Raw genomic sequence first — 22,180 nt, 5'->3', positions numbered from 1 at the left:
CTTTTGTTTTGAGCCCGGAGCTATTCGGGCGAAGTTGGACGGAGGCAGGCTGGTTTCGAGAATGCTGCGCCAGTATGAGTTGGTCGATCGGATACTGGGCTACGATCCCAAGGCGGACGAAGCACTGATCAACCGCGCCTACGTCTATGCCATGAAGCAGCATGGCAGCCAGAAGCGCGCCTCGGGCGACCCTTATTTCTCGCACCCGATCGAAGTCGCCGGCATTCTGACGGACCTCAAGCTCGACACCGCCACGATCGTCACCGCGCTCCTGCACGACACGATCGAGGATACCGGCTCGACCATGGAAGAGCTGACCAGGCTCTTCGGCGTGGAGGTTGCCAATCTTGTCAACGGCGTGACCAAGCTCACGCGCATCGAGCTGACGTCTGAACATTCCAAGCAGGCGGAGAACTTCCGCAAATTCCTGCTCGCCATGTCGAACGACATTCGCGTGCTGCTGGTGAAGCTTGCCGACCGCCTGCACAACATGCGGACGCTGCAATACATCTCCTCGCCGGAAAAGCGGGCCCGCATCGCGCAGGAAACGATGGACATCTATGCGCCGCTCGCCGGCCGCATGGGCATTCAGGAAATCCGCGAAGAGCTGGAAGACCTCGCCTTCAAGGAGCTGAACCCCGAGGCGCGCGAAACGCTGATGAAGCGGCTCGCCGAATTCAGCGCCGCGAGCGGCAACATCGTCGAGCGCATTGCCAGCGACCTGCAGGCGAAGCTGCAGGAGGCGGGACTTGCCTGCAAGGTCGACGGGCGGCAGAAGCGCGCCTATTCGGTCTGGCGCAAGATGGAGCGCCGCGCCATTTCGCTGGAGCAGCTTTCCGACATTTTCGGCTTTCGCGTCATCGTGGACGATGTGGCCGATTGCTACCGTGCGCTCGGCGTTCTGCATACGAACTGGCCGATGGTGCCGGGACGTTTCAAGGATTACATCTCGACGCCGAAGAACAACGGCTACCGCTCCATCCATACGACCATGATCGGGCCGGAGCAGAAGCGCGTCGAAGTCCAGATCCGAACGCACAAGATGCACGAGCTGGCCGAACTCGGCATTGCCGCACACTGGCTCTACAAGGAAGGCGCGGGCGGGGCGGAGAAGTCGGCGGAATTCGCCAGCACATTCCGCTGGCTGCGCCAGCTTATCGAAATGCTGGAGCATGGCGGCACGCCGGAGGAGTTTCTGGAGCACACCAAGCTGCAGATGTTCTCCGATCAGGTCTTCTGCTTCACGCCCAAGGGGCTGCTCATCACGCTGCCGCGCGGCGCGACGCCCATCGACTTCGCCTATGCCGTGCATACGAATGTCGGCGACAGTTGTGTGGGCTGCAAGATCAACGGCCGCCATATGCCGCTGCGCACCGTTCTGCAGAATGGCGATGAAGTCGAGATCATCCGCTCGCAGGCGCAGCGTCCGTCGCCCGCCTGGGAAGCCTTTGTGGCGACGGGTAAGGCGCGCTCCGCGATCCGCCGCTCGATCCGTCAGGTGAAGCTCGCGGAGTTCGGGCGTCTCGGACGCCAGATACTGAAGGGCGTCTTCGACGCTGCAGGTAAGGAGATGACGGATGTCATCCTGCAACGCGCGACGGGCGCGTTGCATCAGGACGACGTGGACGATCTTCTGGCGTCCGTCGGCGCGGGCGAGCTTACGGGCCAGCAGGTGCTTGAGGCCGTCTACCCTGAATTGCCGGTAAAGAAGAGCGCCAAGCGCAAGGCTGTAAAGGGCAATGGCGCCGGGGACGAGCACGCGGTGGTGCGGCTCACGGGGCGCGGGTCCGGCCTCGCGATCAGCATGGCGCCTAACAGCTTCCCGCTGCCGGGCGAACGGATCGTCGGCATCGTCACACCGGGCAAGGGCATCACGATCTATCCGATCGACTCGCCCGCGCTGGAAGAATTCGACGGCGACCTGACGCGCTGGCTCGATGTGAAATGGGACATCGATCCCGAGCATCCGCAGGTTTTCCCGGCGCGGCTGATGATCACCGCGCGCAACGAGGTGGGCTCGCTCGGCCATATCACCTCGCTGATCGCGGATTATGGCAGCAACATTACAAATCTCTCGATGACGCAGCGCGACGCGGATTTCTATGACATGCAGGTCGATCTCGAAGTGCGCGACTTCAAGCATCTGACGCGCATCATGGCCGCGTTGAACGGGCTGTCGGCGGTGAGCAAGGTCTCGAGGCCGCGCCGTTGAGCCGCGTCGCGGGCATTTAATTTCCGGGTCATCTCAGGCGAAATCTGGTATTTCGAAGCGGCACAAAATGGGGAGCGCCATGAAAGAGGCTAAGGTTCTCAAGGAATTCGAGAAGTCGGGAGCGCTGCTTCGCGGCCACTTCATCCTTTCATCGGGACTGCACAGCCCGCTCTTCCTGCAGAAGGCGCGCGTCTTCATGAACCCGAAGCGCACGTCGAAGCTCTGCAAGGCGCTGGCGGCGAAGGTGCGCGAAGAGATCGACAAGCCGATCGACGCGATCGTCTCGCCTGCCGTCGGCGGCATCATTCCCGGCTACGAGACGGCGCGGCATCTCGGCGTTCCGGCCATGTATGTCGAGCGTGAGAATGGCGAGTTCGCCGTGCGGCGCGGCTTCGAGCTCAAGAAGGGCATGAACGTCCTGATGGTCGAGGACATCGTGACGACCGGCCTTTCCTCGCGCGAATGCATCGCTGCGATCAGGAAGACGGGCGCGCGCGTCGTCGCCGCGGCCTGCCTGATCGACCGTTCGGGCGGCAAGGCGAAGGTCGGCGTGAAGCTCATCTCGCTCGCGCAGATCGACGTGCCGGCCTATCCGGCGGACAAGCTTCCGCCGGAGCTTGCGAAGATACCGGCGACGAAGCCCGGCAGCCGAGGCCTCAAGTAAGGATTGATCGGTGTTCCGGCGTAGGGTCGAACTTCACCCGCTGCAAAAGCTGCGAGAGTCGCTCTGGCCCCGCATCGGCTGGATTCGTGCGAGCCGGTATGTCTGGCGCCGCGTCTGGCGCCTGACCGGCTCGCCGCACACCATCGCGGTCGGCGTGGCCGCCGGCGCCTTTACCGCCTTCACGCCATTTCTCGGCTTCCACATCATGATGGCGCTCGTGATCGCCTGGGTATTCCGGGGAAACCTCATCGCGGCGGCCTTTGGAACCCTGGTCGGCAATCCGCTGAGCTATCCCCCGATCTGGATCGCGACCTATGATGTGGGCAACCGGATCCTGGGCATGTCGGGGCGCCATCACGTGAACTTCTCGGAAGTTCTGATGAGCCACAAGGCGTTCGACATGATCTTGCCGGTGCTCGTGCCGATGGCGGTCGGCTCGCTGCCGCTCGGCATTGCGGGAGCGCTGGTGACATATTTCATCGTGAAGACTGCCGTCGCGGCCTATCAGCTCCGGCGGCGCGAGCAGCTTGAGGCCCGTGTTCTTGCCCGCACGACGGCGCAGGAGACGATGGGCGACGAGGACGACGAACAGGAATAAGGCGCGCGGGAGTTTCGAGAGATGAGCGGGACAAAGACGGCGCATCTGCGCCTCGGCGTGAACATCGACCACGTCGCGACGATCCGGAACGCCCGTGGCGGCGAGCATCCAGATCCCGTACGTGCGGCCCTTGCTGCGGCAGCCGTGGGCGCGGACGGGATCACGGCCCATCTCCGCGAAGACCGGCGCCACATCCGCGATGAAGATATCGACAGGCTGATGAAGGAAATCGGCCTGCCGCTCAATCTCGAAATGGCGGCGACCGAGGAAATGCTGGAGATCGCCTTGCGACATCGCCCGCATGCCTGCTGCATCGTACCGGAACGGCGCGAGGAAGTGACGACCGAAGGCGGGCTGGATGCGGCCGGCCAGCGCGAAAAACTTGCGCCCATCATTCGGCGGCTCGGCGATGCGGGCATCCGGGTCTCGCTCTTCATCAATCCGGATGTGCGCCAGCTCGAAGCCGCTCGCGCCCTCGGCGCTCCGGTGGTCGAGCTTCACACCGGCGCTTATTGCGATAGGACGGGCCTGGAGCAGGCGGAGGAACTGGCGCGGATCACGAAGGCGGCGCGGGACGGCGTCGAACTCGGCCTTGAGGTTCATGCGGGCCATGGGCTCAGCTTCGGCAATGTGAAGCCGGTGGCGGCGCTGCCGCAGATTGCCGAATTGAATATTGGCCATTTTCTGATCGGCGAGGCGATCTTCATCGGGCTCGGCCCGGCGATCCGGCAGATGCGCGCGCTGATGGACGAGGCTCGCGCGGGAGTCCATGCCGCATGATCCTCGGTATCGGCAACGACATGATCGATATTCGCCGCGTCGAAAAGACGCTCGAACGGTTTGGTGAGCGGTTCATCCAGCGCATATTCACCGATGTCGAACGCCAGAAGTCGGATCGGCGGCGCAATCGGGCGGCGTCCTACGCCAAGCGTTTCGCGGCCAAGGAAGCCTGCGCCAAGGCGCTCGGCACCGGGCTCAACAGGGGCGTCTTCTGGCGGGATATGGGGGTGGTCAACCTCCGGGGCGGGCAGCCGACCATGGCTCTGACCGGCGGTGCGGCGGAGCGCCTGAGGAGCCTCACTCCGGCTGGGATGGAGGCGGTGATCCACATAACGATCACCGACGATTTCCCGCTGGCGCAGGCCTTTGTCATAATTTCGGCCATTCCGGCCCGCAATTTGGCCGAAGGGCAGGGTTGAAGCGCGGAGACGGTTGGCCGTCTGCGACGGTGTGGTATGGTCCGCCGTCCCTTGTCGGGACGGCCTGCGGGGGCAGGTAGGGCGCCAGGAGCTCGATGATGACGATGACTGACAATATCAAGAAGGCCGGGACCGGCTCCCTCGGGGAGAACGCGCGGACGATCGGCTATGCGCTGCTGATCGCGCTGGTCATTCGCGCCCTGCTGTTCCAGCCTTTCAATATTCCATCGAGCTCGATGGTGCCGACCCTGCTCATCGGTGACTATCTCTTCGTCTCGAAATACAGCTACGGCTACTCCAGGCATTCGCTGCCCTTCAGCCCGCCGCTGTTTGACGGCCGCATTTTATCCGGCCAACCCACGCGCGGCGATGTCGTCGTCTTCAAGAAGCCGACGGACAATCGCACGGATTTCATCAAGCGGCTGATCGGCCTTCCCGGCGACACGATCCAGATGAAGCATGGCGTTCTCTATCTGAACGACCAGCCGGTGCCGCGCGTGCGCGTCGAGGATTTCGTGGCCCGCGACAATCTCGGCAACGTGCAGCGTATTCCGCAATATCGCGAGACGCTGCCGAATGGCGTTTCCTACACGACGCTCGATCTGATCGAGGAGAGCGTGACCGACAATACGGGCGTCTATGTCGTGCCGCCGGGGCATTATTTCATGATGGGCGACAATCGTGACAATTCGGCCGATAGCCGCGTGCCGAGCGTCGTCGGCTATGTGCCGTTCGAAAATCTCGTGGGCAAGGCCGAGATCATTTTCTTCTCGACCGACGGCAGCGCCCATTTCTGGGAAATCTGGAACTGGCCCTCGTCGATCCGATGGGGCCGCATTTTCAAGTGGGTCGATTGAGCAGGGACCGCAGCAATAAAGGCCGCGCGCTTGAGACGCGGCTTGGTCATGTGTTCGTCGACAAGTCGCTTCTCGATCTGGCGCTCAGTCACCCGAGCGCGTTGACGGGCGCCCAGTCTCCGGCCCAGTTCAGCAATCAGCGGCTGGAGTTCCTGGGCGACCGGGTGCTCGGGCTTGCCGTCGCCGAATGGCTGCTGCGTGAATATCCGAAAGCCGAAGAAGGCGAACTCGCAGTGCGCTATAATGCGCTTGTGCGCAAGGAAGCCTGCGCCACCATTGCGGAGCGCATCGGCCTCGGTCCGCATCTTCTGCTGGGGCCCGGCGAGGAGCGGGCTGGCGGGCGCCAGAAGGCGGCGATCCTTGCCGATGCCTGCGAGGCGGTGATCGCGGCGCTCTATCTCGATGGCGGGCTGGAAGCTGCGACGCGCTTCATCGCTGCCGAATGGGCATATCTCGTCGCGACGCCGACACGGGTTCTCAGCGACGCGAAGACGGCGCTACAGGAATGGACGCAAGGGCACGGACGCGGAGTGCCCATCTACAAGGAAATCGGCCGTTCGGGCCCCGATCATGCGCCGGCCTTCGAGGTGCAGATCGAAGTGAAGGGATTGCCGGCGGCGACGGGCAGCGGAAGCTCGAAACGTCAGGCGGAGCAGGCCGCAGCGCGCGCCATGCTGATACGTGAAAGAGTTTGGACTGAAAATGACTGATACCGCGAAACCCCAAGAGACGAAGTGCGGCTTTGTCGCCATCATCGGCGCGCCGAATGCGGGCAAGTCGACGCTTCTGAATGCCATGGTCGGCTCCAAGGTCGCCATCGTCACCCACAAGGTGCAGACGACCCGCGCCCGCATTCGCGGCATCGCCATCGAGGGCGACACGCAGATCGTCTTTGTCGATACGCCGGGCATCTTCAAGCCGAAGCGCCGGCTCGACCGCGCCATGGTCGATGCTGCCTGGGGCGGGGCGGGCGATGCCGACGTCATCATCCTGATGGTCGATACCGAACGTGAGCGCGGCGAGGATTTGCAGCGCGTGCTCGATGGGCTGAAGGAGCAGGGGCGGAAGGCCGTTCTGGTGCTCAACAAGGCCGACATCATGACGAGCGAGAAGGGCCGCGAGAAGCTGCTGAAGCTCGCCGCCGAACTCAATGAAACGGGCCTCTTCACCCGGACTTTCATGATCTCGGCGTTGACCGGCGACGGCGTTGCGGACCTCAAGCGCTACATTGCGGACCAGATGCCGAAGGGCGCGTGGCACTATCCCGAAGATCAGACGGCTGACGTTCCGTTGCGCTCGCTCGCGGCGGAGGTGACACGCGAGAAGCTCTTTCTGCGCGTTCATGACGAACTGCCCTATGAACTCACCGTCGAAACGGAAAGCTGGGAGCAGAAGAAGGATGGCTCAATCCGCATCCAGCAGGTGATCTTCGTCCAGCGCGACAGCCAGAAGAAGATCGTCCTCGGCGCTGGCGGGCAGACGATCAAGACGGTCGGGCAACTGGCGCGCAAGGAGCTTGAGGAGATGCTGGAAACGAAGGTGCATCTCTTCCTCTTCGTGAAGGTGCGCGAGAACTGGGGCGACGACCGCGAGCGTTACCGCGAAATGGGCCTCGATTTCCCCAAGGAATGAGCGGAGCGATCGGGTTCGATAGGTCGCGCAAGCACCCGTCTTTCCGCTATAATCCGCCCATGTTGAGAAAACGCTTCAACAGGGTCGGTCGCCATGGAATGGCGTGACGAGGGCATTGTCCTCTCGGCGCGCGCCTATGGCGAGTCCGGCGCCATTCTGGAGCTTTTTACCCGCGAGCATGGCCGCCATCTGGGGCTCGTGCGCGGCGGCGCGGGCCGCCGCCACAAGAGTTCGCTTCAGGCCGGGAACAGCCTCTCGGCGCATTGGCGGGCGAGGCTCTCCGAGCATCTCGGCACCTATACGGCGGAGCTGATGAAGCCGCGGGCGGGCCTGCTGATGGAGGATGCCTTTTCGCTCATGGGCCTGAGCGCCGCTTGCGCGGTGGCGGGCGTCATCCCCGAGCGCGAGGCGCATCCCGCGCTTTATGGGGGCTTCGAGCTTCTGCTCGACACGATGGAAGACCCGGACATATGGCCCGCCGTCTTCGTGCGCTGGGAATTGGGGCTCCTGCAGGAAATGGGCTTCGGCCTCGATCTCGGCCAGTGCGCCGCGACGGGCTCGCGCGACGATCTCGTCTATATCTCGCCCCGCAGCGGCGGCGCGGTGAGCCGGGAGGCGGGCGACCCCTATAAGGAGCGGCTCTTTCGCCTGCCGCAATTCCTGATCGGCGCGCAGGCAGGCGTGGCGACGCCCGACGATGTCGCGGAGGGGTTCCGAATCACGGGGCATTTCCTCGACCGGCACCTGTTCACGCCGCATGGCCGGCACCTGCCCGATGCGCGGATCCGGCTCGCCGAACGCGTATTCACGCGCAGCCGGGCCGAGGCGATCTAGGCTGCATTTCAACGTCAGATGTGGCAATCCGGAAGGGTTGCCGGAGAATCACGAACCCCGAAGAGACCGGCCCGAGCCGACTGGAAGTCCGATATGAGCAAACTAGCCCCACCGCCCGAGGGACCGGAACACGTCATCAACCTGCGCGAGGCGCTGGAAGAGCGTTATCTGGCCTATGCGCTCTCGACCATCATGCATCGCGCGCTGCCGGATGTGCGCGACGGGTTGAAGCCTGTTCACCGGCGCGTGCTCTATGCCATGCGGCAGTTGAAGCTCGATCCGGGTTCGGGCTTCAAGAAATCGGCCCGCGTCGTCGGCGACGTTATCGGCAAGTATCACCCGCATGGCGACCAGTCGGTCTATGACGCGCTGGTGCGCCTCGCGCAGGATTTCTCGGTCCGCTACCAGCTGGTCGACGGCCAGGGCAATTTCGGCAATGTCGACGGCGATGGCGCGGCCGCCATGCGTTACACGGAAGCGCGCCTCACTGAGGTGGCGGCGTTGCTGCTCGACGGCATCGACGAGGACACGGTCGATTTTCGCGAGACCTATGACGGCAGCGAGAAGGAACCGATGGTCCTTCCCGGCGCCTTCCCGAACCTGCTGGCGAATGGATCGGCGGGCATCGCGGTCGGCATGGCAACCTCCATTCCGCCGCATAACGCCGGCGAGCTTTGCGACGCCGCGCTCCATCTCATCAAGCATCCCAATGCGCGGACCGAGAAGCTCATCGAATTCGTCCCCGGCCCCGATTTTCCGACGGGCGGTATCATCGTCGAAAGCCGGGAGTCGATTGCGGAGGCCTATGCGACGGGGCGCGGCGGCTTCCGCGTGCGCGCGCGCTGGGAGATCGAGGAACTGCCGCGCGGCATGTGGCAGATCGTCGTCACGGAAATTCCCTATCAGGTGCAGAAGTCGAAGCTGATCGAGAAGCTCGCCGAGCTTCTGATGGCCAAGAAGCTGCCGCTGCTGGAAGACGTTCGCGACGAGTCAGCGGAAGAAATCCGCGTCGTGCTCGTGCCGAAGAGCAAGACGGTTGAAGCCGATCACCTCATGGAGTCGCTCTTCCGTTCGACCGAACTCGAGTCGCGCTTCCCGCTCAACATGAATGTGCTGTCGGCGGGGCAGGTGCCCGGCGTCATGAGCCTTCGCGACGCGCTCAAGGCGTGGCTCGACCATCGCCAGGTGGTTCTGCAGCGCCGCTCGGCCTTCCGCCTCGACAAGATCGCCAAGCGCCTCGAAGCGCTCGAAGGCTATCTGATCGCCTATCTCAACCTCGACGAGGTGATCCGCATCATCCGTGAGGAGGACGAGCCCAAGGCCGAGTTGATGAAGGCCTTCAAGCTCACGGACAATCAGGCGGAAGCGATCCTCAACATGCGCCTGCGCAGCTTGCGCAAGCTCGAGGAGATGGAGATCCGCACCGAGCACAAGGAACTCTCCGCCGAGCAGAAGGCGCTGAAGGGCCTACTCAAGTCCGAAGACGCGCAATGGGCGAAAATTGCGGACGAGATCAAGGAAGTGAAAGCGACCTTCGGTCCGAAGACCGCTCTTGGCCGCCGCCGTTCGACATTCTCGAACCCGCCCGCCGTAACCTATGTGCCGCCGGAATCGATCATCGAGCGCGAGCCGATCACGGTCGTCTGCTCGGCCAAGGGCTGGATACGCTCCATGAAAGGGCATCTCGCCGCCGATGCCGACATCAAATACAAGGAAGGCGACAGCGCGCGTTTCGTCATCCATGCCGAGACGACCGACAAGCTGATCCTCTTTGCGACGGATGGGCGCTTTTTCACGCTCGCCGCCGACAAACTGCCGGGCGGGCGTGGGCATGGCGAGCCGGTGCGGTTGCTGATCGACATGGAAGAAGGGCGCGAGATCGTTGCGCTCTTCGTGCATCAGCCGGGCCGCAAGCTGCTCGTCGCCTCGCATGAGGGCAACGGCTTCATCGTGCCGGAAGACGAGGTGATCGCGATGCGCCGCGCCGGCAAGCAGGTGCTCAATGTGTCGGGTACTGACGAAGCGGTCGTCTGCGCCGTGGTGAAGGGCGATCATGTCGCTGTGATGGGCGAGAACCGCAAGCTGCTGCTCTTCCCGCTTGCCGAGGTCAACGAGATGACGCGCGGCAAGGGCGTGCGCCTCCAGAAATACAAGGATGGCGGCCTTGGCGATATCAAGTGCTTCCACTTGAAGGAGGGGCTGACGGTCTACGACCGTTCCGATCGGGCGCGGCTTTTCACCGATCTCAAGGAATGGCTCGGCCAGCGCGCGCAGGCGGGACGCCTGCCGCCCAAGGGCTATCCCTCCGGTTACAAGTTCGGCGGTGATTTCGGCGCTGCCTGATACGCCGGTGCGCAAAAAGAAAACGGCCCGGTTTGTTGCCGGGCCGTTTGCATTTCAGCGGATGGTTATGGTGGCGTCGGTCTCGTGTCCCCAATAGCGGATGAAGATGCGGTAGTCGCCGGGATGAACACGCTTCGGGTCGAGTTCGATCGGGAACTTCTCGGTCATGATGTGGCGTGCGGCCAGCGCCGTTGAAACCGTGACCTGCGCGCAAACCTTGTCATCGGCCTGCGACTGCACGAATTCCTTCTTGTCGTCGGTCAGGAACCAGCGGAACACATCGCATTGCGTGGCGGCGGTCAGGGCCTGCGTCTCTTTCGTATTGTTTTCGAGGCGGACGGTCACATCGACATTGATGGGCTTGCCGGCGACGGATGCCTCGGGTTGCTCCGTCGTCACCGTGAGCGTGACGGGTTCGTCGGGCTTCACGGCGCCTGTGTAGATGAAATAGACGATGACCCCGACCGCTGCGAGCATCGCGAAGGACATGTTGATCATGCGCTTTCCGAGATCGGACGGCGTTCTGGGGTTGGTCATCTCGGCTCCGGTGTTTCTTCTGTTTTTGCGGGATCAGGCGGGTTGGCGTTCCCAGCCGTTCATGCCCAATGCTTCCAGCGGACGGTAGCGCATCTTGTAGGCCATCTTGCGGCAGTCGGCGACCCAGTAGCCGAGATAGATGAAGGGCAGGCCCATTTGCCTCGCGCGTCTTATGTGGTCGAGAACCATGAAGGTGCCGAGGCTGCGTTCTTCAGCCGTCGTGTCGAAGAAGCTGTAGACCATGGAGAGCCCGTCTTCGAGCGTGTCGGTCAGCGCGGCGGCGATGAGCGGGGGCTTTTCCTGATTGAGGCCCGTCGTCGAGCGATACTCGATGACGGAGGTCCGGACATTCGTGTCCTCGATCATGGACACGTAGTCATGCGAGGTCATGTCGGCCATGCCGCCCTCGGCGTGGCGGGCGTCGAGATAGGCGCGCAGCAGAGAATATTGCTCCGCCGTCGCACGGGCCGGCATTTCCACGCCCTCGATATCTTCATTGCGCGCAAGCACGCGGCGGAAACTGCGATTGGGCTCGAACTCGTCCACGATGATCCGCACCGAAACGCAGGCCGAGCAGCCGTCGCAGGCCGGGCGATAGGCGATGTTCTGGCTGCGGCGAAAGCCCGATTGCGTGAGCACATTGTTCAGCGCGACGGCATTTTCGCCAAGCAGGTGGGTGAAGACCTTCTTCTCGTAGCGGCCGGGAAGATATGGGCAAGGCTGTGGCGTCGTGATGTAGAACTGCGGAAAACGGTTGCCGAAATGTTCTGTCACGTCCCAATCGTCCTGCGTGCCGATGTCTGATCCAACGGGCAGAGGATAATGGGGAAGGCGCCCGATGACGAGCCTTCAGATCGCGCCGCGATGGACGACCAGGGTGCCGCAGAGGAAATCGTGCAGGCCCCGGCGGCGTTCATTGAAGAAGGGAACGATGAGCACCACGGCCCAGCTTATGCCAACGCTCACATAGAAGAGGATGGTTTGCAGCGCGGCCTGGATATAGCCGGGCCGCCTGCCGTCCCATGTCCTCAATTCGATACCCTGCCAGCGCATTCCGGGCGTGGCCGAGTGGGCGCCGCCGAGGCTCAGGACGAAATAGGCGAGGGTGATGAGCGGCGTGAGCGCCGCCCCCGGCCAGAGAAGGCCGAAGGTCAGAATTCCCAGAATGCCGAAGACGATGATGGCGGCGGTGATGATGACGAGCAGCACCAGAAGATCGGCGATATAGGCGAGAGCCCGGGCGGCGATGATCCCGTCGAAGGTGCCCTTCGGCCAGGCGTAACCGCCGGTTTGGGCGGGCTCCAGCCTGACCAGACTGTCTTCGTTGCTCATCGGCCTTTCGCTCCCTGTTCCGCCGCGCAACTTGAGATAGGTGCGGTCGAGAGCCTTCGCAAGGCCGTTTCGTTCAGGGCTTGAAGTCGGCGGGGACCGCAGGCGCTTCGCGTAGCAGCACGATCGACAGACGGCGGTTTGCCGCCATGTGCGGATCTTCGGGGAAGAGGGGCTCCGAATCCGCCTTGCCCACGACCTGATAGATGCGGTCGCCGGGAAGGCCCTGCCGGGCCATGATCCGCCGCGCGGCATTGGCGCGGTCGGAGGTCAGCTCCCAGTTGCCGTAACCCGGCGTCCCGGTGAACGGCGTGGAGTCCGTGTGGCCGGAAATGCTGATCCGATTGGGGAGCTTCATGACGATCCTGGCGACCGCGTCGATCAGCTTCCTCGTCCGCTCATAGGGCTCGGCCAGGCCGGAGGGAAACATCGAGCGACCATCCTGATCGACGATCTGGACGCGAAGACCCTCGGGCGTCTCGTCGATGATGACATTCTTCGACAGCTCGGCGAGATCCGGATCGTTCTGCATCGCCTGGCGCAGGCTTTCGGCGGCGCTGCGGAAGTTTTGCTCGTCGCGCGAATTGGCCTCTGCGGTGGCGGCGTTGGATGTCGTCTGGCTGGACGAAGCCTGTGCGGAGTTGGTCGATTCCATCGTGCCGTTCGACGCGCTGGCCGTGCGCTTGTCGTTTGTCTCGGAGCTCTTTGGCGCGGCGGGCGTCGAGATGGTCATGACCACGCGCGGGGCGGAGCCCGCCATGCGCGCGCCTTCGAGCTCGAAGGCCGTGCCGCCGAGGACGCCGCCGGCGCCGCTGGTCGAGCGGCTCACGCTTGCGGGCGCGAAGTAGTCGGCGAGGCCCTGCTTCTGTTCCGGCGTCGTCATGCTGATCAGCCACATCAGCAGGAAGAAGGCCATCATCGCCGTCACGAAGTCGGCATAGGCGATTTTCCATGCGCCGCCATGATGGGCATGCGCCTGCTTCTTGACCCGCTTGATGATGATCGGCTGTTCGTTCGACGCGGCCATCCTGGCCTCCGATTACGAGCGGGCATTCAGCCCGCCGCGGGTTGCAGATTGGCCGTTGACTGCTCGACTTCGAGGAAGGTGGGGCGAACGTCCGACATGAGCGCCTTGCGGGCGAACTCGATGGAGACGGCGGGTGCGTAGCCCGACATATGCGCCAGAAGGCCGGCCTTCATGGAGAGATAATATTTATCTTCGGATTCGTAGATGTTGCGCAGCGACTGCGCCATCGGGCTGAAGAAGCCATAGGCGCAGAGAACGCCGAGGAATGTACCGACAAGGGCGCCGCCGATCAGATGGCCGAGAACTTCCGGCGGCTCCGTGATCGATCCCATGGTGTGGATGACGCCGAGCACCGCGGCGACGATGCCGAGCGCCGGCGTGCCGTCGGCCAGCGACTGGAGGCTCATCACGATGCGCTCGCGTTCCTGATGATGAGTTTCGAGTTCCTCGTCCATCAGCGCTTCGAGCTCATGGGCATTTTCTGTGCCGAGCGTGATCATGCGCAGGTAGTCGCACATGAATTCGACCGCGTGGTGGTCCGAGGAGAAACGGGGAAACTGCGCGAAGATCGCGGAATCGGACGGGTTCTCGATATGCGCTTCGAGCGCGAGGTTGCCCTTGCTCTTGGCGAGCTTGAACAGCGTGAACTGAAGTCCGAGCAACTCCAGATAGGCAGACTTGTCGTAACGCGATCCCCTGAAAAGCGTGCCGAACATGCCACCCATGGCTTTGAGCACCGCCGGTGGATTGCCGATGATGAAGCCGCCCAAGGCCGCGCCGAGAATGATGAGAAGTTCGAATGGCTGGAAGAGCACGGCAATGTGCCCGCCGTTGGCGAGATAACCGCCAAAGACGCTGGCCAGAACAACGAACATGCCGATGAGCAGCTTCATCGCGCCTGATACTCTCTATTGATAGACCCCACGATGGGGTTATCGGACCCCAACTCGGGCATTCTGTGGGCTTGCGATTAACAGGCGGTTTAATCGGGAGGTCTTGCAGAAAAAACCGCGGATTTGCGCCGGCTACGGGTTGCACGGCCGGATTTACTGGGATTTAACCGATTGACCGGTGGACAAAAGCCGCGCCAAGCGGCCGTCCCGGAGGGTTGGCACAGGGAGAAGATCGCCCCAAATGACGCACGACACTCGCAAGTTCCGTAATGCGCTGGGTTGCTTCACGACCGGCGTGGCGGTGATCACGACCCAGCTCGAAGGCCGTCCCCCGATCGGGATCACGGTGAATTCCTTTTCGTCCGTCTCCCTCGATCCGCCGCTGGTGCTCTGGAGCCTCGACCGCAAGTCGGACACGCTGCCGATCTTCGAGCAGGTCTCAGGGTTCACGGTGAACGTGCTGCGGGAGGACCACCGCGACATTTCCAATCGTCTGGCAAAGCAGGGCGATCACAGCCTGGAGGGCTTGGCGCTCCGCACCGGTGCCTTCAATGGCTGCCCGGCGCTCGAGGAGGCGCTGGCGCACTTCGAATGCAGCATCGAGACGCGGCACGAGGGCGGCGACCACATCATCTTCATCGGCCGCGTCCTCCACTTCGAATATTCGGAAGACGGCCGCCCACTGCTCTATCACCGTGGCAGCTATCAGGGTCTTGCCGAAGGCACGCCCTGAGCCACACGGCCTTCGGCGCGGTCCTTTTCATCCGCGCCGACGAGGTTACCCCGCATGAGCGCGATGCAATCGAGCATGGTCAGGTAGTCCTGCCGTTCGATGCCCTCGATCGCAATGTTGTGAACGTCCGCGTAATGGGCCACGCCGAGATGCTTGTGCGCATGAAGCAGCGGCGTCAGGTAGATGCATTTGGCGCGGCGGTCGGTCGGATGCGCACGGCGCTCCACGAGCCCCATCTCTTCCAGCTCGGTTATATAAATGCCGATGGAGACCTTGTGGATCTGAAGATCGTGAGCGAGATCGGTCTGGGTCTGCCCATCGTTTTGCAGCAGCGACGTGATGATCTGAGTCTGGTTGCGGCTCAGCCCGCTGCGCCGGTCGTAGAGGCGCGCGAGCAGGGTGCCCACTTCGGTGATGAGGTGCAGGAAGTGTTGCGGTGACAGGCGGAGGTCCAGTTCTTCGTGCAAAAGCGCACTACCCGGACTGCGGCCGCCATCTCCTCTGTTCTTCTCCAAATCGACTTATCTCCCCCAATAAATCCGTATTCGGATCATGCGGCATTATCCTGCCGGTTTTAAATTCTTGCCGGATGCCAGTCGCCGCTTGACGCGTCGCCTCCCCGGTGGTTTCGTAATATCAAATTACTAAATGGGACGCTTTCGCGATAGAAAAACTCGCGAGGGAGGCGGGGTTCCGGGGAGGGGCCGTCGTTTCCCAGTCAGCCAGTCCCGGCCAGAGAGGGAGGTTGCGCTGCTCCTGCGGCGCATGGCGCGGCTATGGTTTCGATCGATTCGAGCGGCGCGGCGTTTTCCGGGCAGAACTGGGTGCGCACCAATCGCAGCCGCCTCAGGTATCTTGGGCTGGTGTTTGCACTGCTCGTGCATGTGCCGGTCTATTTCATCGTGACGTCCGAAGATGAACTGCTGCCGCAGGCGCAGCGTCTCGTCGACATCACGATCTTCCCCGTGCCGAAGCCGAAGGAACTGCCTCCGCCGCCCAAGGTCGAACCCAAGCCGCAGCCGAAGCCAAAAGTGGTGCGCAAGGCCGCCCGTCCGAAGCCGCAGAAGGTTATCGAGAAGCCGGTGGAGCAGCCAAAGGAAGGTCTCACGGGTGCCGGGATCATGCCGGTTCCGCCAGCCGCCGACGTTCTCGATCCGGTGCCGCCGCACAAGGGCGTAGCGCTGACCGGGAACGACATTCGCACCCGCATGGGGGGACGGGAGTTTCACCTCGAAATGGGCCGGCTCGACCAGCAGGGAAGCAACCGTCTCATCAACACGGTGATTGCGCTTCACGCGGACGGGTCCAGCAAGGTGACGCTGACGCATTATTACTTTCAGACCTATCACAGCCAGTATTCCTCGACGCGCAGCGAAAGCGGCGAGGGACGGTGGTGGATTGAGGGCGACCGCTGGTGCCACCGGTCGGACATCATCAACTACGGAACGAAGGATTGTTACGACCTCACGGCGGAGGGGCCGGTCGTCCGCCTTTATTATGCCGACTGCGGTTCCGAATCCTCGACGCTGTGCAAGAGCGGGCGCATCGCCGCAGAGGGCGAAGTCAAATAGACGATCAGTCCACAGAATAATGTGCCTCATGGCCCGATTGGATTTTTCGGCCCCTGCCTGCTAAAAAGCCCATGCAAGGTGGTGATTGCAGGCAAGGCGAGGCGATATGGCGGATAAGGTAGCGTTCCTGGGGCTGGGCGTCATGGGCTATCCCATGGCGGGGCATTTGGCCAAGGCCGGTCACGATGTGACCGTCTATAACCGGACCGCCGAAAAGGCCGAGCGATGGACTTCCGAGCATGGGGGGCGAGCCGCCGCGACACCCGCCGATGCGGCGAAGGGCGCGCGCCTTGTTTTCGCCTGCGTCGGAAATGACGACGATGTGCGTGCGGTGGCGACGGGCCCCGAAGGCGCCTTTGGCGCAATGGAATCCGGCGCGATTTTCGTGGATCACACCACGGCCTCGGCCGAGCTTGCCCGTGAGCTCGACGCGGTCGCGCTGGAACGCGGCCTCGGCTTCCTCGATGCGCCGGTATCGGGTGGGCAGGCGGGGGCGCAGAACGGCGTTCTGACTGTCATGGTCGGGGGCGAGCAGTCGTCCTTTGATGCGGCGGAACCGGTTATCGCGGTCTATGCCCGCGCGGTGCGACTCATGGGCCCCGCAGGCGCCGGTCAACTCACCAAGATGGTCAATCAGATCTGCATCGCCGGTCTTGTCGAGGCGCTGTCGGAAGGCATCCATTTCGCGATGAAAGCGGGGCTCGATCCCGAAGCCGTGATCGACGTCATCTCGAAGGGAGCGGCGCAATCCTGGCAAATGGAAAACCGCTACAAGACGATGATCGCTGGCGAGTTCAATCACGGCTTCGCGGTGGACTGGATGCGCAAGGATCTGGCCATCTGCCTGAGCGAGGCGCGGGTGAACGGGGCGCATCTTCCCGTGACCGCGCTGGTCGACCAGTTCTATTCCGAAGTTCAGAAGATGGGCGGCAATCGCTGGGATACGTCGAGCCTCATCGCGCGTCTGCAGAAGTGAGACGCTGAAGGAAAGGACCAACACGTGAAAGAGACCAGGTTTCGCTCCGTCGCCGAGGTCATCGAGCGGCTGAACCCGTCCTATCCCGTGTTCATGGTCTTTCCCGAAATTCTCAAGGATCGCGCGAGGGCGTTCCTTGAAGGCTTCCCGGGCACCGTTCTTTACGCCGTCAAATGCAATCCCGAACCGCATGTGTTGCGGGCGCTCTATCAGGCAGGCATCCGGCATTTCGATACGGCGTCGTTGCCCGAGATCGCCAAGATCTCCGAACTGTTCCCGGATGCACATTGCTATTTCAATCATCCGGTGAAGAGTCGCGGGGCGCTGGATGGCGCGCGGGATGTCTATGGGCTTGGTCATTATGTGGTCGATCACATGGACGAGTTGAACAAGGTTCACGACGTCGTCGGCACCGACATCACGATTGAGGTTCGCATCGCCACGCCGAAAGGTGCGGCCGTCTACAATCTCTCGTCCAAGTTCGGCGCGTCGCCCGATGACGCGGTTGCGCTTTTGCAGGAAGCGAACAGGCGCGGTTCGCGGACGGCCATCGCCTTTCATGTCGGCAGCCAGTGCCCGGACCTAGAAGCCTATCGCGTCGCGATGGCGGAGGCGGTGGCGATTGCACAACGCGCCAATGTCCCGATCGAATATCTCGATATCGGCGGCGGCTATCCGGCGGAATATGGCGACCCCGTTCCGCCGATCGGCGCCTTCTTCTCGGTCATCAAGTCGGCACGCGACGAATTGAAGCTCGATATGCCGCTATATGCGGAACCGGGCCGCGCGCTCGTCGCGGATGGGTGCTCGGTGCTTGCGCAGGTTCAGCTTCGCAAGGGGCGCGATCTCTACATCAATGACGGCATTTACGGATGCCTCGCCGAGATTCAGCTTGGGCCGCTCAAGCCACCGATTCGCGCATTGAGACGCAGCGAGGGGAAATGCGTCCGGGTCGCGGGAGAGGAGAAGAGTTTCCGGATATTCGGTCCGACTTGCGACAGTCTCGATGTTTTCCGGGTCGAATTCGAATTGCCCGAGGAAATTGCCGAAGGCGACTGGATCGAGTTTCGGCGCATGGGGGCTTACTCGATTGGCATGCAGACCGCATTCAATGGTTTCTACACGGACACTGTCGTCCTGATCGACGGACATCAGAACAGTCCTTGAGATGTCATACGTTCTCTCGGCGTTCTTTAATTATACATTTGATATATGTTAACAACGAGAACATGCTTCCTGCGGACAAATGAGGAACGCGGAGATGCGGCCGAGGCTGAGAGGACAGAAAACCCACTATCATCACGGCGATCTTCGCCATGCGCTGCTCGAGGCTGCGATGACGTTGATCGACATTCGCGGTCCTGAAGCGCTGACCCTTCGCGCGGCGGCGCGGCGGGCGGGCGTATCGGAAGCCGCGCCCTATCGGCACTTCGCAAATCTGGACGCGCTTCTTGGCGCGGTTGCTCTCGAAGGTTTCGAAATGCTGATCGCGGATCTGGAAAACGCAAATGGAGCGCGCGCGCGGCGCGACGCGTTTCTCACTTTTGCAGGCGATTTCCAGGGGCGCTACACGCTGATGTTCGGCACGCTTGGCGACCGCGATTCAGCACTGAAGCGCCGAGAGGAAGTCGCGCATATTGCCGAGCTTGTCGATGAGGCCGGCGGCCTTGCGCTGCTTCACGGCATGGCGTCGCTGCGGCTCGCCGGTCTGAATTGAGCAGGCTCAGGATTCTTCTTTCCTGAAATAGCCATAGGTTTCCGCGAAGCGCCCCGAAACATATTCATAGGCCGTTACCGGCTCGTATTTCGCGGGGTGTTCGTCGTCGACGCAGTTCGGCAGCGGCGTCAGCACGGTTGCATAGTCGCAGCCATAGAAGAACGGAATCGAATAGCGCTCGCGTCCGCTCCGATTGATGACGCGATGGAGCGTCGACTTGAAGAGATCGTTCGACCAGCGGGCCATCTGGTCGCCGATATTGACCACAAAGGCACCGGGAATCGGCGGCGCCGAAATCCAGTCTCCGCTCGCATTCAGCACCTGCAGGGCTTCGATGTCGCCGCCCTGCGCCAGGATGGTGAAGCACTCGTAGTCGGAATGCGCGCCGATGCCGATCTGCTTCTCGTCAATCGCGCCTTCCTGCGGCGGGTAATAGAGAACGCGCATCGAGCTTCCGGGGCGCGTGATTTTTGGCGCAAAGAAATTCTCGTCGAGTTCCAGCGCGAGCGCGAAGGCCTGGAAGATGCGACGGCCGAGCAGGATCATCTCATCGTAATAGCGCGTCAGAGGTTCGCGAAAATTCGGCAGGTCTTCCGGCCAGACATTCGGTCCATGCAGAGTATGCCCGGCGAGGACTTCCGCGTCGTCCGCGGGAATGTCGAGCGACAGGTCGAATGCTTCATGCAGATCGCCTTTCGCGGTCGGGTCGGTGTTTTCCTCAAGCAGCGGGCCGTAGCCGCGATGGTTCTTCGAGTGGCTGATATGAACGCGCATCTTTTCTTCGAAGGGCGTGGCGAAGAAGCGCCTTGCTGCATCGAAGGTTGCGTCGATCACATGCTGAGGCACGCCATGGTTCTTGAGGTAGAAAAAGCCGACATTGGTGCAGGCGTCCTTGAGCTCCGCGGCGACTCTCAGGCGATCGGCGATATCGTTGCTGGACATCGGGCCGAAGTCGATCTGCGGGATTTCGGTGAAGTCGACCTTGCGCGCGGCGAGCCCGGTGTCCTTGAAATTCCTGATGCCGTTGCCCGTCTGCACGATATTCATTGGACTGCCTCGCATATGCCTGATTGAAAATCGGGCGATGCGATGCAAATTGCATGCAAGGGGCGAGGCTGAACGAAGCCGCCATTTGCAAGCGCAGCTTCGCGCATATCTGCCGCAAAGCGGGCAGATCGCTCGTCAATATGACCAAGACTTGGGCGCGGCTTTTTGCGTTCAGCGCTGCTGGAGAAGCCTTGCGGCGGCGGGAGCGAAATAGGTCAGCACGCCGTCCGCGCCGGCCCGCTTGAAGGCCAGCAGGCTTTCGAGAATCACGCGGTCGCGATCGAGCCAGCCGTTCTGGATGGCGCCGGCCAGCATCGCGTATTCGCCCGACACCTGATAGGCGAAAGTCGGCAGGCCGAATTCCTGCTTCACGCGGTGGAGTACGTCGAGATAGGGCATGCCCGGCTTCACCATGACCATGTCAGCACCCTCGGCGATGTCGAGTGCGACCTCGCGCAATGCCTCGTCAGTATTGGCGGGGTCCATCTGATAGGTGCGCTTGTCGCCCTTGAGCGCGCCCGACGAGCCGATGGCATCGCGGAACGGGCCGTAGAAGGCCGACGCGTATTTCGCCGCATAGGACATGATCTGCGTGTCGGTATGTCCGGCATTTTCGAGCGCGGTGCGAATTGCGCCGATGCGCCCGTCCATCATGTCGGAGGGCGCGATGATGTCGCAGCCGGCTTCCACCTGAACGAGCGACTGCCTGATCAGCGCCTCGACCGTCTCGTCGTTGAGAATGCGGTCGCCATCCATGAGCCCGTCATGGCCATGGCTGGTGAAGGGGTCGAGCGCCGCGTCGCAGAGCACGCCGATCTGCGGGAAGGCCTTCTTGATCGCCCGCGTCGCCTGGCAGACCAGATTGTCCGGGTCGAGGGCGAGGGAGCCCTGAGGGTCGCGCTTTTCCATCGGCGTATGCGGGAAGAGGGCGATCACTGGAATGCCGAGCGAGACCGCTTCTTCCGCCGCGCGGACCGTCTCATCGACCGAGAGCCGCTCGACGCCGGGCATCGAGGGGATGGCCTCGCGCTTCGACGTGCCTTCGACGAGGAAGAGCGGCCAGATCAGGTCGTTCGCCGAGAGGCTGTTCTCGGAGACGAGGCGGCGTGACCAGTCCGCCTTGCGGTTGCGGCGCATGCGGATGGCGGGAAAGGCGGCGGTGGGGCGAGGCGATGTTTTCATGGCCGAAACTCATACCGCCGTAACCTCCGCCTCGACAAGCCTGCTCGGTGGGCAATGTTGCGGCGCAAGAGCACATATAGGCACTAGGGTCTATATGGGCGAATTTTTTGGTCATTTTGGAGAAGGCTTAAACCAGTCGTTAGGACGCGGCTGGATATGTTTGGTCCTTAACGGGGCAATTTGTGGCCCCATCGAAAATTTAGTTGCTGTTGAGAGGCCAAATCCATGGCTATGACGACGACCCAGGCGAGCATTGCGATCGCGCCCAATGACAATATGGCGGCCAAGCCCGCCTATCTGGAGGCGCTCACCTATGTGGAGCGTCTGCATCGCCGCCTTCTCGATGTGATCAAGGACGAACTGGATCGGGTCGGCTGCTCGGAGATCAACAGTGTCCAGGCCCTGTTGCTCTTCAATATTGGCGACGCGGAAATGACGGCCGGCGAGCTGCGCACACGCGGCCATTATCTCGGCTCCAATGTCTCCTATAACCTCAAGAAGCTCGTCGAGGCCGGCTATATCAGCCACCAGCGTTCGCGGATGGACCGCCGCTCGGTGCGTGTCCGCCTGACCGACAAGGGCCGCGCCATCTGCAAATCCATCGACGAGCTTTACAACAAGCATTGCCGCTCGGTCGCCGAGGTGGGCGACATCAGCATCGCCGAACTGAAGCTCATCAATTCGACGCTCCACAAGCTCGAACGCTTCTGGACGGACCAGATCCGCTACCGCCTCTGAAGACCGGCAGGTTCAGCACGGCTCTTGCAGCGCGCCCTCCCAAAGGCGCGCTGCAGTCATTTTGGGGCTCCGAATGTCCCAAAGCCGCGCA

Annotated in this window: 24 protein-coding genes; 16 read left to right on the top strand and 8 right to left on the bottom strand. The window is 62.4% G+C overall.

What is annotated here, in order from left to right; genetic code table 11:
* The first annotated feature begins 61 nt into the window (after positions 1-61).
* The 10 genes from ABFC66_RS11735 to parC all read left to right on the top strand — a co-directional run bounded on the left by ABFC66_RS11735 (position 62) and on the right by parC (position 10,339).
* On the top strand, positions 62-2,212 hold the full coding sequence (locus tag ABFC66_RS11735; RefSeq protein WP_346741142.1) for a bifunctional (p)ppGpp synthetase/guanosine-3',5'-bis(diphosphate) 3'-pyrophosphohydrolase: 2,151 nt from the start codon (positions 62-64) through the stop codon (positions 2,210-2,212).
* 79 nt (positions 2,213-2,291) lie between these two features.
* Positions 2,292-2,876 (top strand): orotate phosphoribosyltransferase, encoded by a 585-nt coding sequence (gene pyrE, locus ABFC66_RS11730; RefSeq protein ID WP_346741141.1) that lies wholly within the window; start codon positions 2,292-2,294, stop codon positions 2,874-2,876.
* 10 nt (positions 2,877-2,886) lie between these two features.
* Positions 2,887-3,474, top strand: a complete 588-nt coding sequence (locus ABFC66_RS11725) for a DUF2062 domain-containing protein (RefSeq protein ID WP_346741140.1) — start codon at positions 2,887-2,889, stop codon at positions 3,472-3,474.
* A 21-nt stretch (positions 3,475-3,495) separates the two neighbouring features.
* Positions 3,496-4,254 carry a pyridoxine 5'-phosphate synthase gene (locus ABFC66_RS11720; RefSeq protein WP_346741139.1) on the top strand — a complete coding sequence of 253 codons (759 nt, stop codon included), beginning with the start codon at positions 3,496-3,498 and terminating at the stop codon, positions 4,252-4,254.
* Complete coding sequence (gene acpS / locus ABFC66_RS11715) at positions 4,251-4,673, top strand: holo-ACP synthase (RefSeq protein ID WP_346741138.1); 423 nt, start codon at positions 4,251-4,253, stop codon at positions 4,671-4,673. Before ABFC66_RS11720 ends, acpS begins: the two co-directional genes overlap by 4 nt.
* 98 nt (positions 4,674-4,771) lie before the next feature.
* On the top strand, positions 4,772-5,530 hold the full coding sequence (gene lepB, locus ABFC66_RS11710; protein ID WP_346741137.1) for a signal peptidase I: 759 nt from the start codon (positions 4,772-4,774) through the stop codon (positions 5,528-5,530).
* The gene (gene rnc / locus ABFC66_RS11705) at positions 5,527-6,240 is read left to right on the top strand and encodes a ribonuclease III (RefSeq protein ID WP_346741136.1); all 714 of its coding nucleotides are present in this window, start codon (positions 5,527-5,529) and stop codon (positions 6,238-6,240) included. Before lepB ends, rnc begins: the two co-directional genes overlap by 4 nt.
* Positions 6,233-7,162: a GTPase Era gene (era, locus tag ABFC66_RS11700; RefSeq protein WP_346741135.1), complete on the top strand. Its 930-nt coding sequence runs from the start codon at positions 6,233-6,235 to the stop codon at positions 7,160-7,162. Before rnc ends, era begins: the two co-directional genes overlap by 8 nt.
* A gap of 93 nt (positions 7,163-7,255) precedes the next feature.
* Positions 7,256-7,996: a DNA repair protein RecO gene (gene recO / locus ABFC66_RS11695; protein ID WP_346741134.1), complete on the top strand. Its 741-nt coding sequence runs from the start codon at positions 7,256-7,258 to the stop codon at positions 7,994-7,996.
* Between the two features lie 93 nt (positions 7,997-8,089).
* Positions 8,090-10,339 (top strand): DNA topoisomerase IV subunit A, encoded by a 2,250-nt coding sequence (gene parC, locus ABFC66_RS11690; protein ID WP_346741133.1) that lies wholly within the window; start codon positions 8,090-8,092, stop codon positions 10,337-10,339.
* 54 nt (positions 10,340-10,393) lie between these two features.
* On the opposite strand, the gene ABFC66_RS11685 is transcribed toward parC, so the two are convergent.
* The 5 genes from ABFC66_RS11685 to motA form a co-directional block, all read right to left on the bottom strand.
* Positions 10,394-10,876, bottom strand: a complete 483-nt coding sequence (locus ABFC66_RS11685; RefSeq protein ID WP_346741132.1) for a hypothetical protein — start codon at positions 10,874-10,876, stop codon at positions 10,394-10,396.
* 33 nt (positions 10,877-10,909) lie between these two features.
* The gene (locus tag ABFC66_RS11680; protein WP_346741131.1) at positions 10,910-11,650 is read right to left on the bottom strand and encodes an arginyltransferase; all 741 of its coding nucleotides are present in this window, start codon (positions 11,648-11,650) and stop codon (positions 10,910-10,912) included.
* A gap of 75 nt (positions 11,651-11,725) precedes the next feature.
* Positions 11,726-12,208 (bottom strand): RDD family protein, encoded by a 483-nt coding sequence (locus ABFC66_RS11675; protein WP_346741130.1) that lies wholly within the window; start codon positions 12,206-12,208, stop codon positions 11,726-11,728.
* A 73-nt stretch (positions 12,209-12,281) separates the two neighbouring features.
* The gene (locus ABFC66_RS11670; RefSeq protein WP_346741129.1) at positions 12,282-13,232 is read right to left on the bottom strand and encodes a flagellar motor protein MotB; all 951 of its coding nucleotides are present in this window, start codon (positions 13,230-13,232) and stop codon (positions 12,282-12,284) included.
* A 26-nt stretch (positions 13,233-13,258) separates the two neighbouring features.
* Positions 13,259-14,125, bottom strand: a complete 867-nt coding sequence (gene motA, locus ABFC66_RS11665) for a flagellar motor stator protein MotA (protein ID WP_346741128.1) — start codon at positions 14,123-14,125, stop codon at positions 13,259-13,261.
* Between the two features lie 241 nt (positions 14,126-14,366).
* On the opposite strand from motA, the gene ABFC66_RS11660 reads away from it, so the two are divergent.
* Positions 14,367-14,858, top strand: a complete 492-nt coding sequence (locus tag ABFC66_RS11660; RefSeq protein ID WP_346741127.1) for a flavin reductase family protein — start codon at positions 14,367-14,369, stop codon at positions 14,856-14,858.
* On the opposite strand, the gene ABFC66_RS11655 is transcribed toward ABFC66_RS11660, so the two are convergent.
* Positions 14,831-15,325 (bottom strand): MarR family winged helix-turn-helix transcriptional regulator, encoded by a 495-nt coding sequence (locus tag ABFC66_RS11655; protein ID WP_346741126.1) that lies wholly within the window; start codon positions 15,323-15,325, stop codon positions 14,831-14,833. The genes ABFC66_RS11660 and ABFC66_RS11655 overlap by 28 nt on opposite strands.
* 309 nt (positions 15,326-15,634) lie before the next feature.
* Between ABFC66_RS11655 and ABFC66_RS11650 the strand changes: the two genes are divergently transcribed.
* From ABFC66_RS11650 to ABFC66_RS11635, 4 genes are all read left to right on the top strand, one after another.
* The gene (locus tag ABFC66_RS11650) at positions 15,635-16,429 is read left to right on the top strand and encodes a hypothetical protein (RefSeq protein WP_346741125.1); all 795 of its coding nucleotides are present in this window, start codon (positions 15,635-15,637) and stop codon (positions 16,427-16,429) included.
* A gap of 106 nt (positions 16,430-16,535) precedes the next feature.
* Complete coding sequence (locus ABFC66_RS11645) at positions 16,536-17,405, top strand: NAD(P)-dependent oxidoreductase (RefSeq protein ID WP_346741124.1); 870 nt, start codon at positions 16,536-16,538, stop codon at positions 17,403-17,405.
* Between the two features lie 24 nt (positions 17,406-17,429).
* Positions 17,430-18,572 carry a type III PLP-dependent enzyme gene (locus ABFC66_RS11640; RefSeq protein ID WP_346741123.1) on the top strand — a complete coding sequence of 381 codons (1,143 nt, stop codon included), beginning with the start codon at positions 17,430-17,432 and terminating at the stop codon, positions 18,570-18,572.
* Positions 18,573-18,666: 94 nt separating this feature from the next.
* Positions 18,667-19,122 (top strand): helix-turn-helix domain-containing protein, encoded by a 456-nt coding sequence (locus ABFC66_RS11635; protein WP_346741122.1) that lies wholly within the window; start codon positions 18,667-18,669, stop codon positions 19,120-19,122.
* Positions 19,123-19,128: 6 nt separating this feature from the next.
* Here the strand turns inward: ABFC66_RS11635 and ABFC66_RS11630 are convergent, their stop codons facing one another.
* Positions 19,129-20,169: a 2-oxoglutarate and iron-dependent oxygenase domain-containing protein gene (locus ABFC66_RS11630; RefSeq protein ID WP_346741121.1), complete on the bottom strand. Its 1,041-nt coding sequence runs from the start codon at positions 20,167-20,169 to the stop codon at positions 19,129-19,131.
* A 171-nt stretch (positions 20,170-20,340) separates the two neighbouring features.
* Complete coding sequence (gene hemB, locus ABFC66_RS11625; RefSeq protein ID WP_346741120.1) at positions 20,341-21,351, bottom strand: porphobilinogen synthase; 1,011 nt, start codon at positions 21,349-21,351, stop codon at positions 20,341-20,343.
* Between the two features lie 231 nt (positions 21,352-21,582).
* Between hemB and ABFC66_RS11620 the strand changes: the two genes are divergently transcribed.
* Positions 21,583-22,089 (top strand): winged helix DNA-binding protein, encoded by a 507-nt coding sequence (locus tag ABFC66_RS11620; RefSeq protein WP_346741197.1) that lies wholly within the window; start codon positions 21,583-21,585, stop codon positions 22,087-22,089.
* Positions 22,090-22,180: the final 91 nt, after the last annotated feature.

This window comes from Parvibaculum sp. (assembly GCF_039680535.1).
Taxonomy (GTDB): domain Bacteria; phylum Pseudomonadota; class Alphaproteobacteria; order Parvibaculales; family Parvibaculaceae; genus Parvibaculum.
Note: the sequence above shows the minus strand (reverse complement) of the source record. Positions and strands in the feature narration are given on the sequence as shown.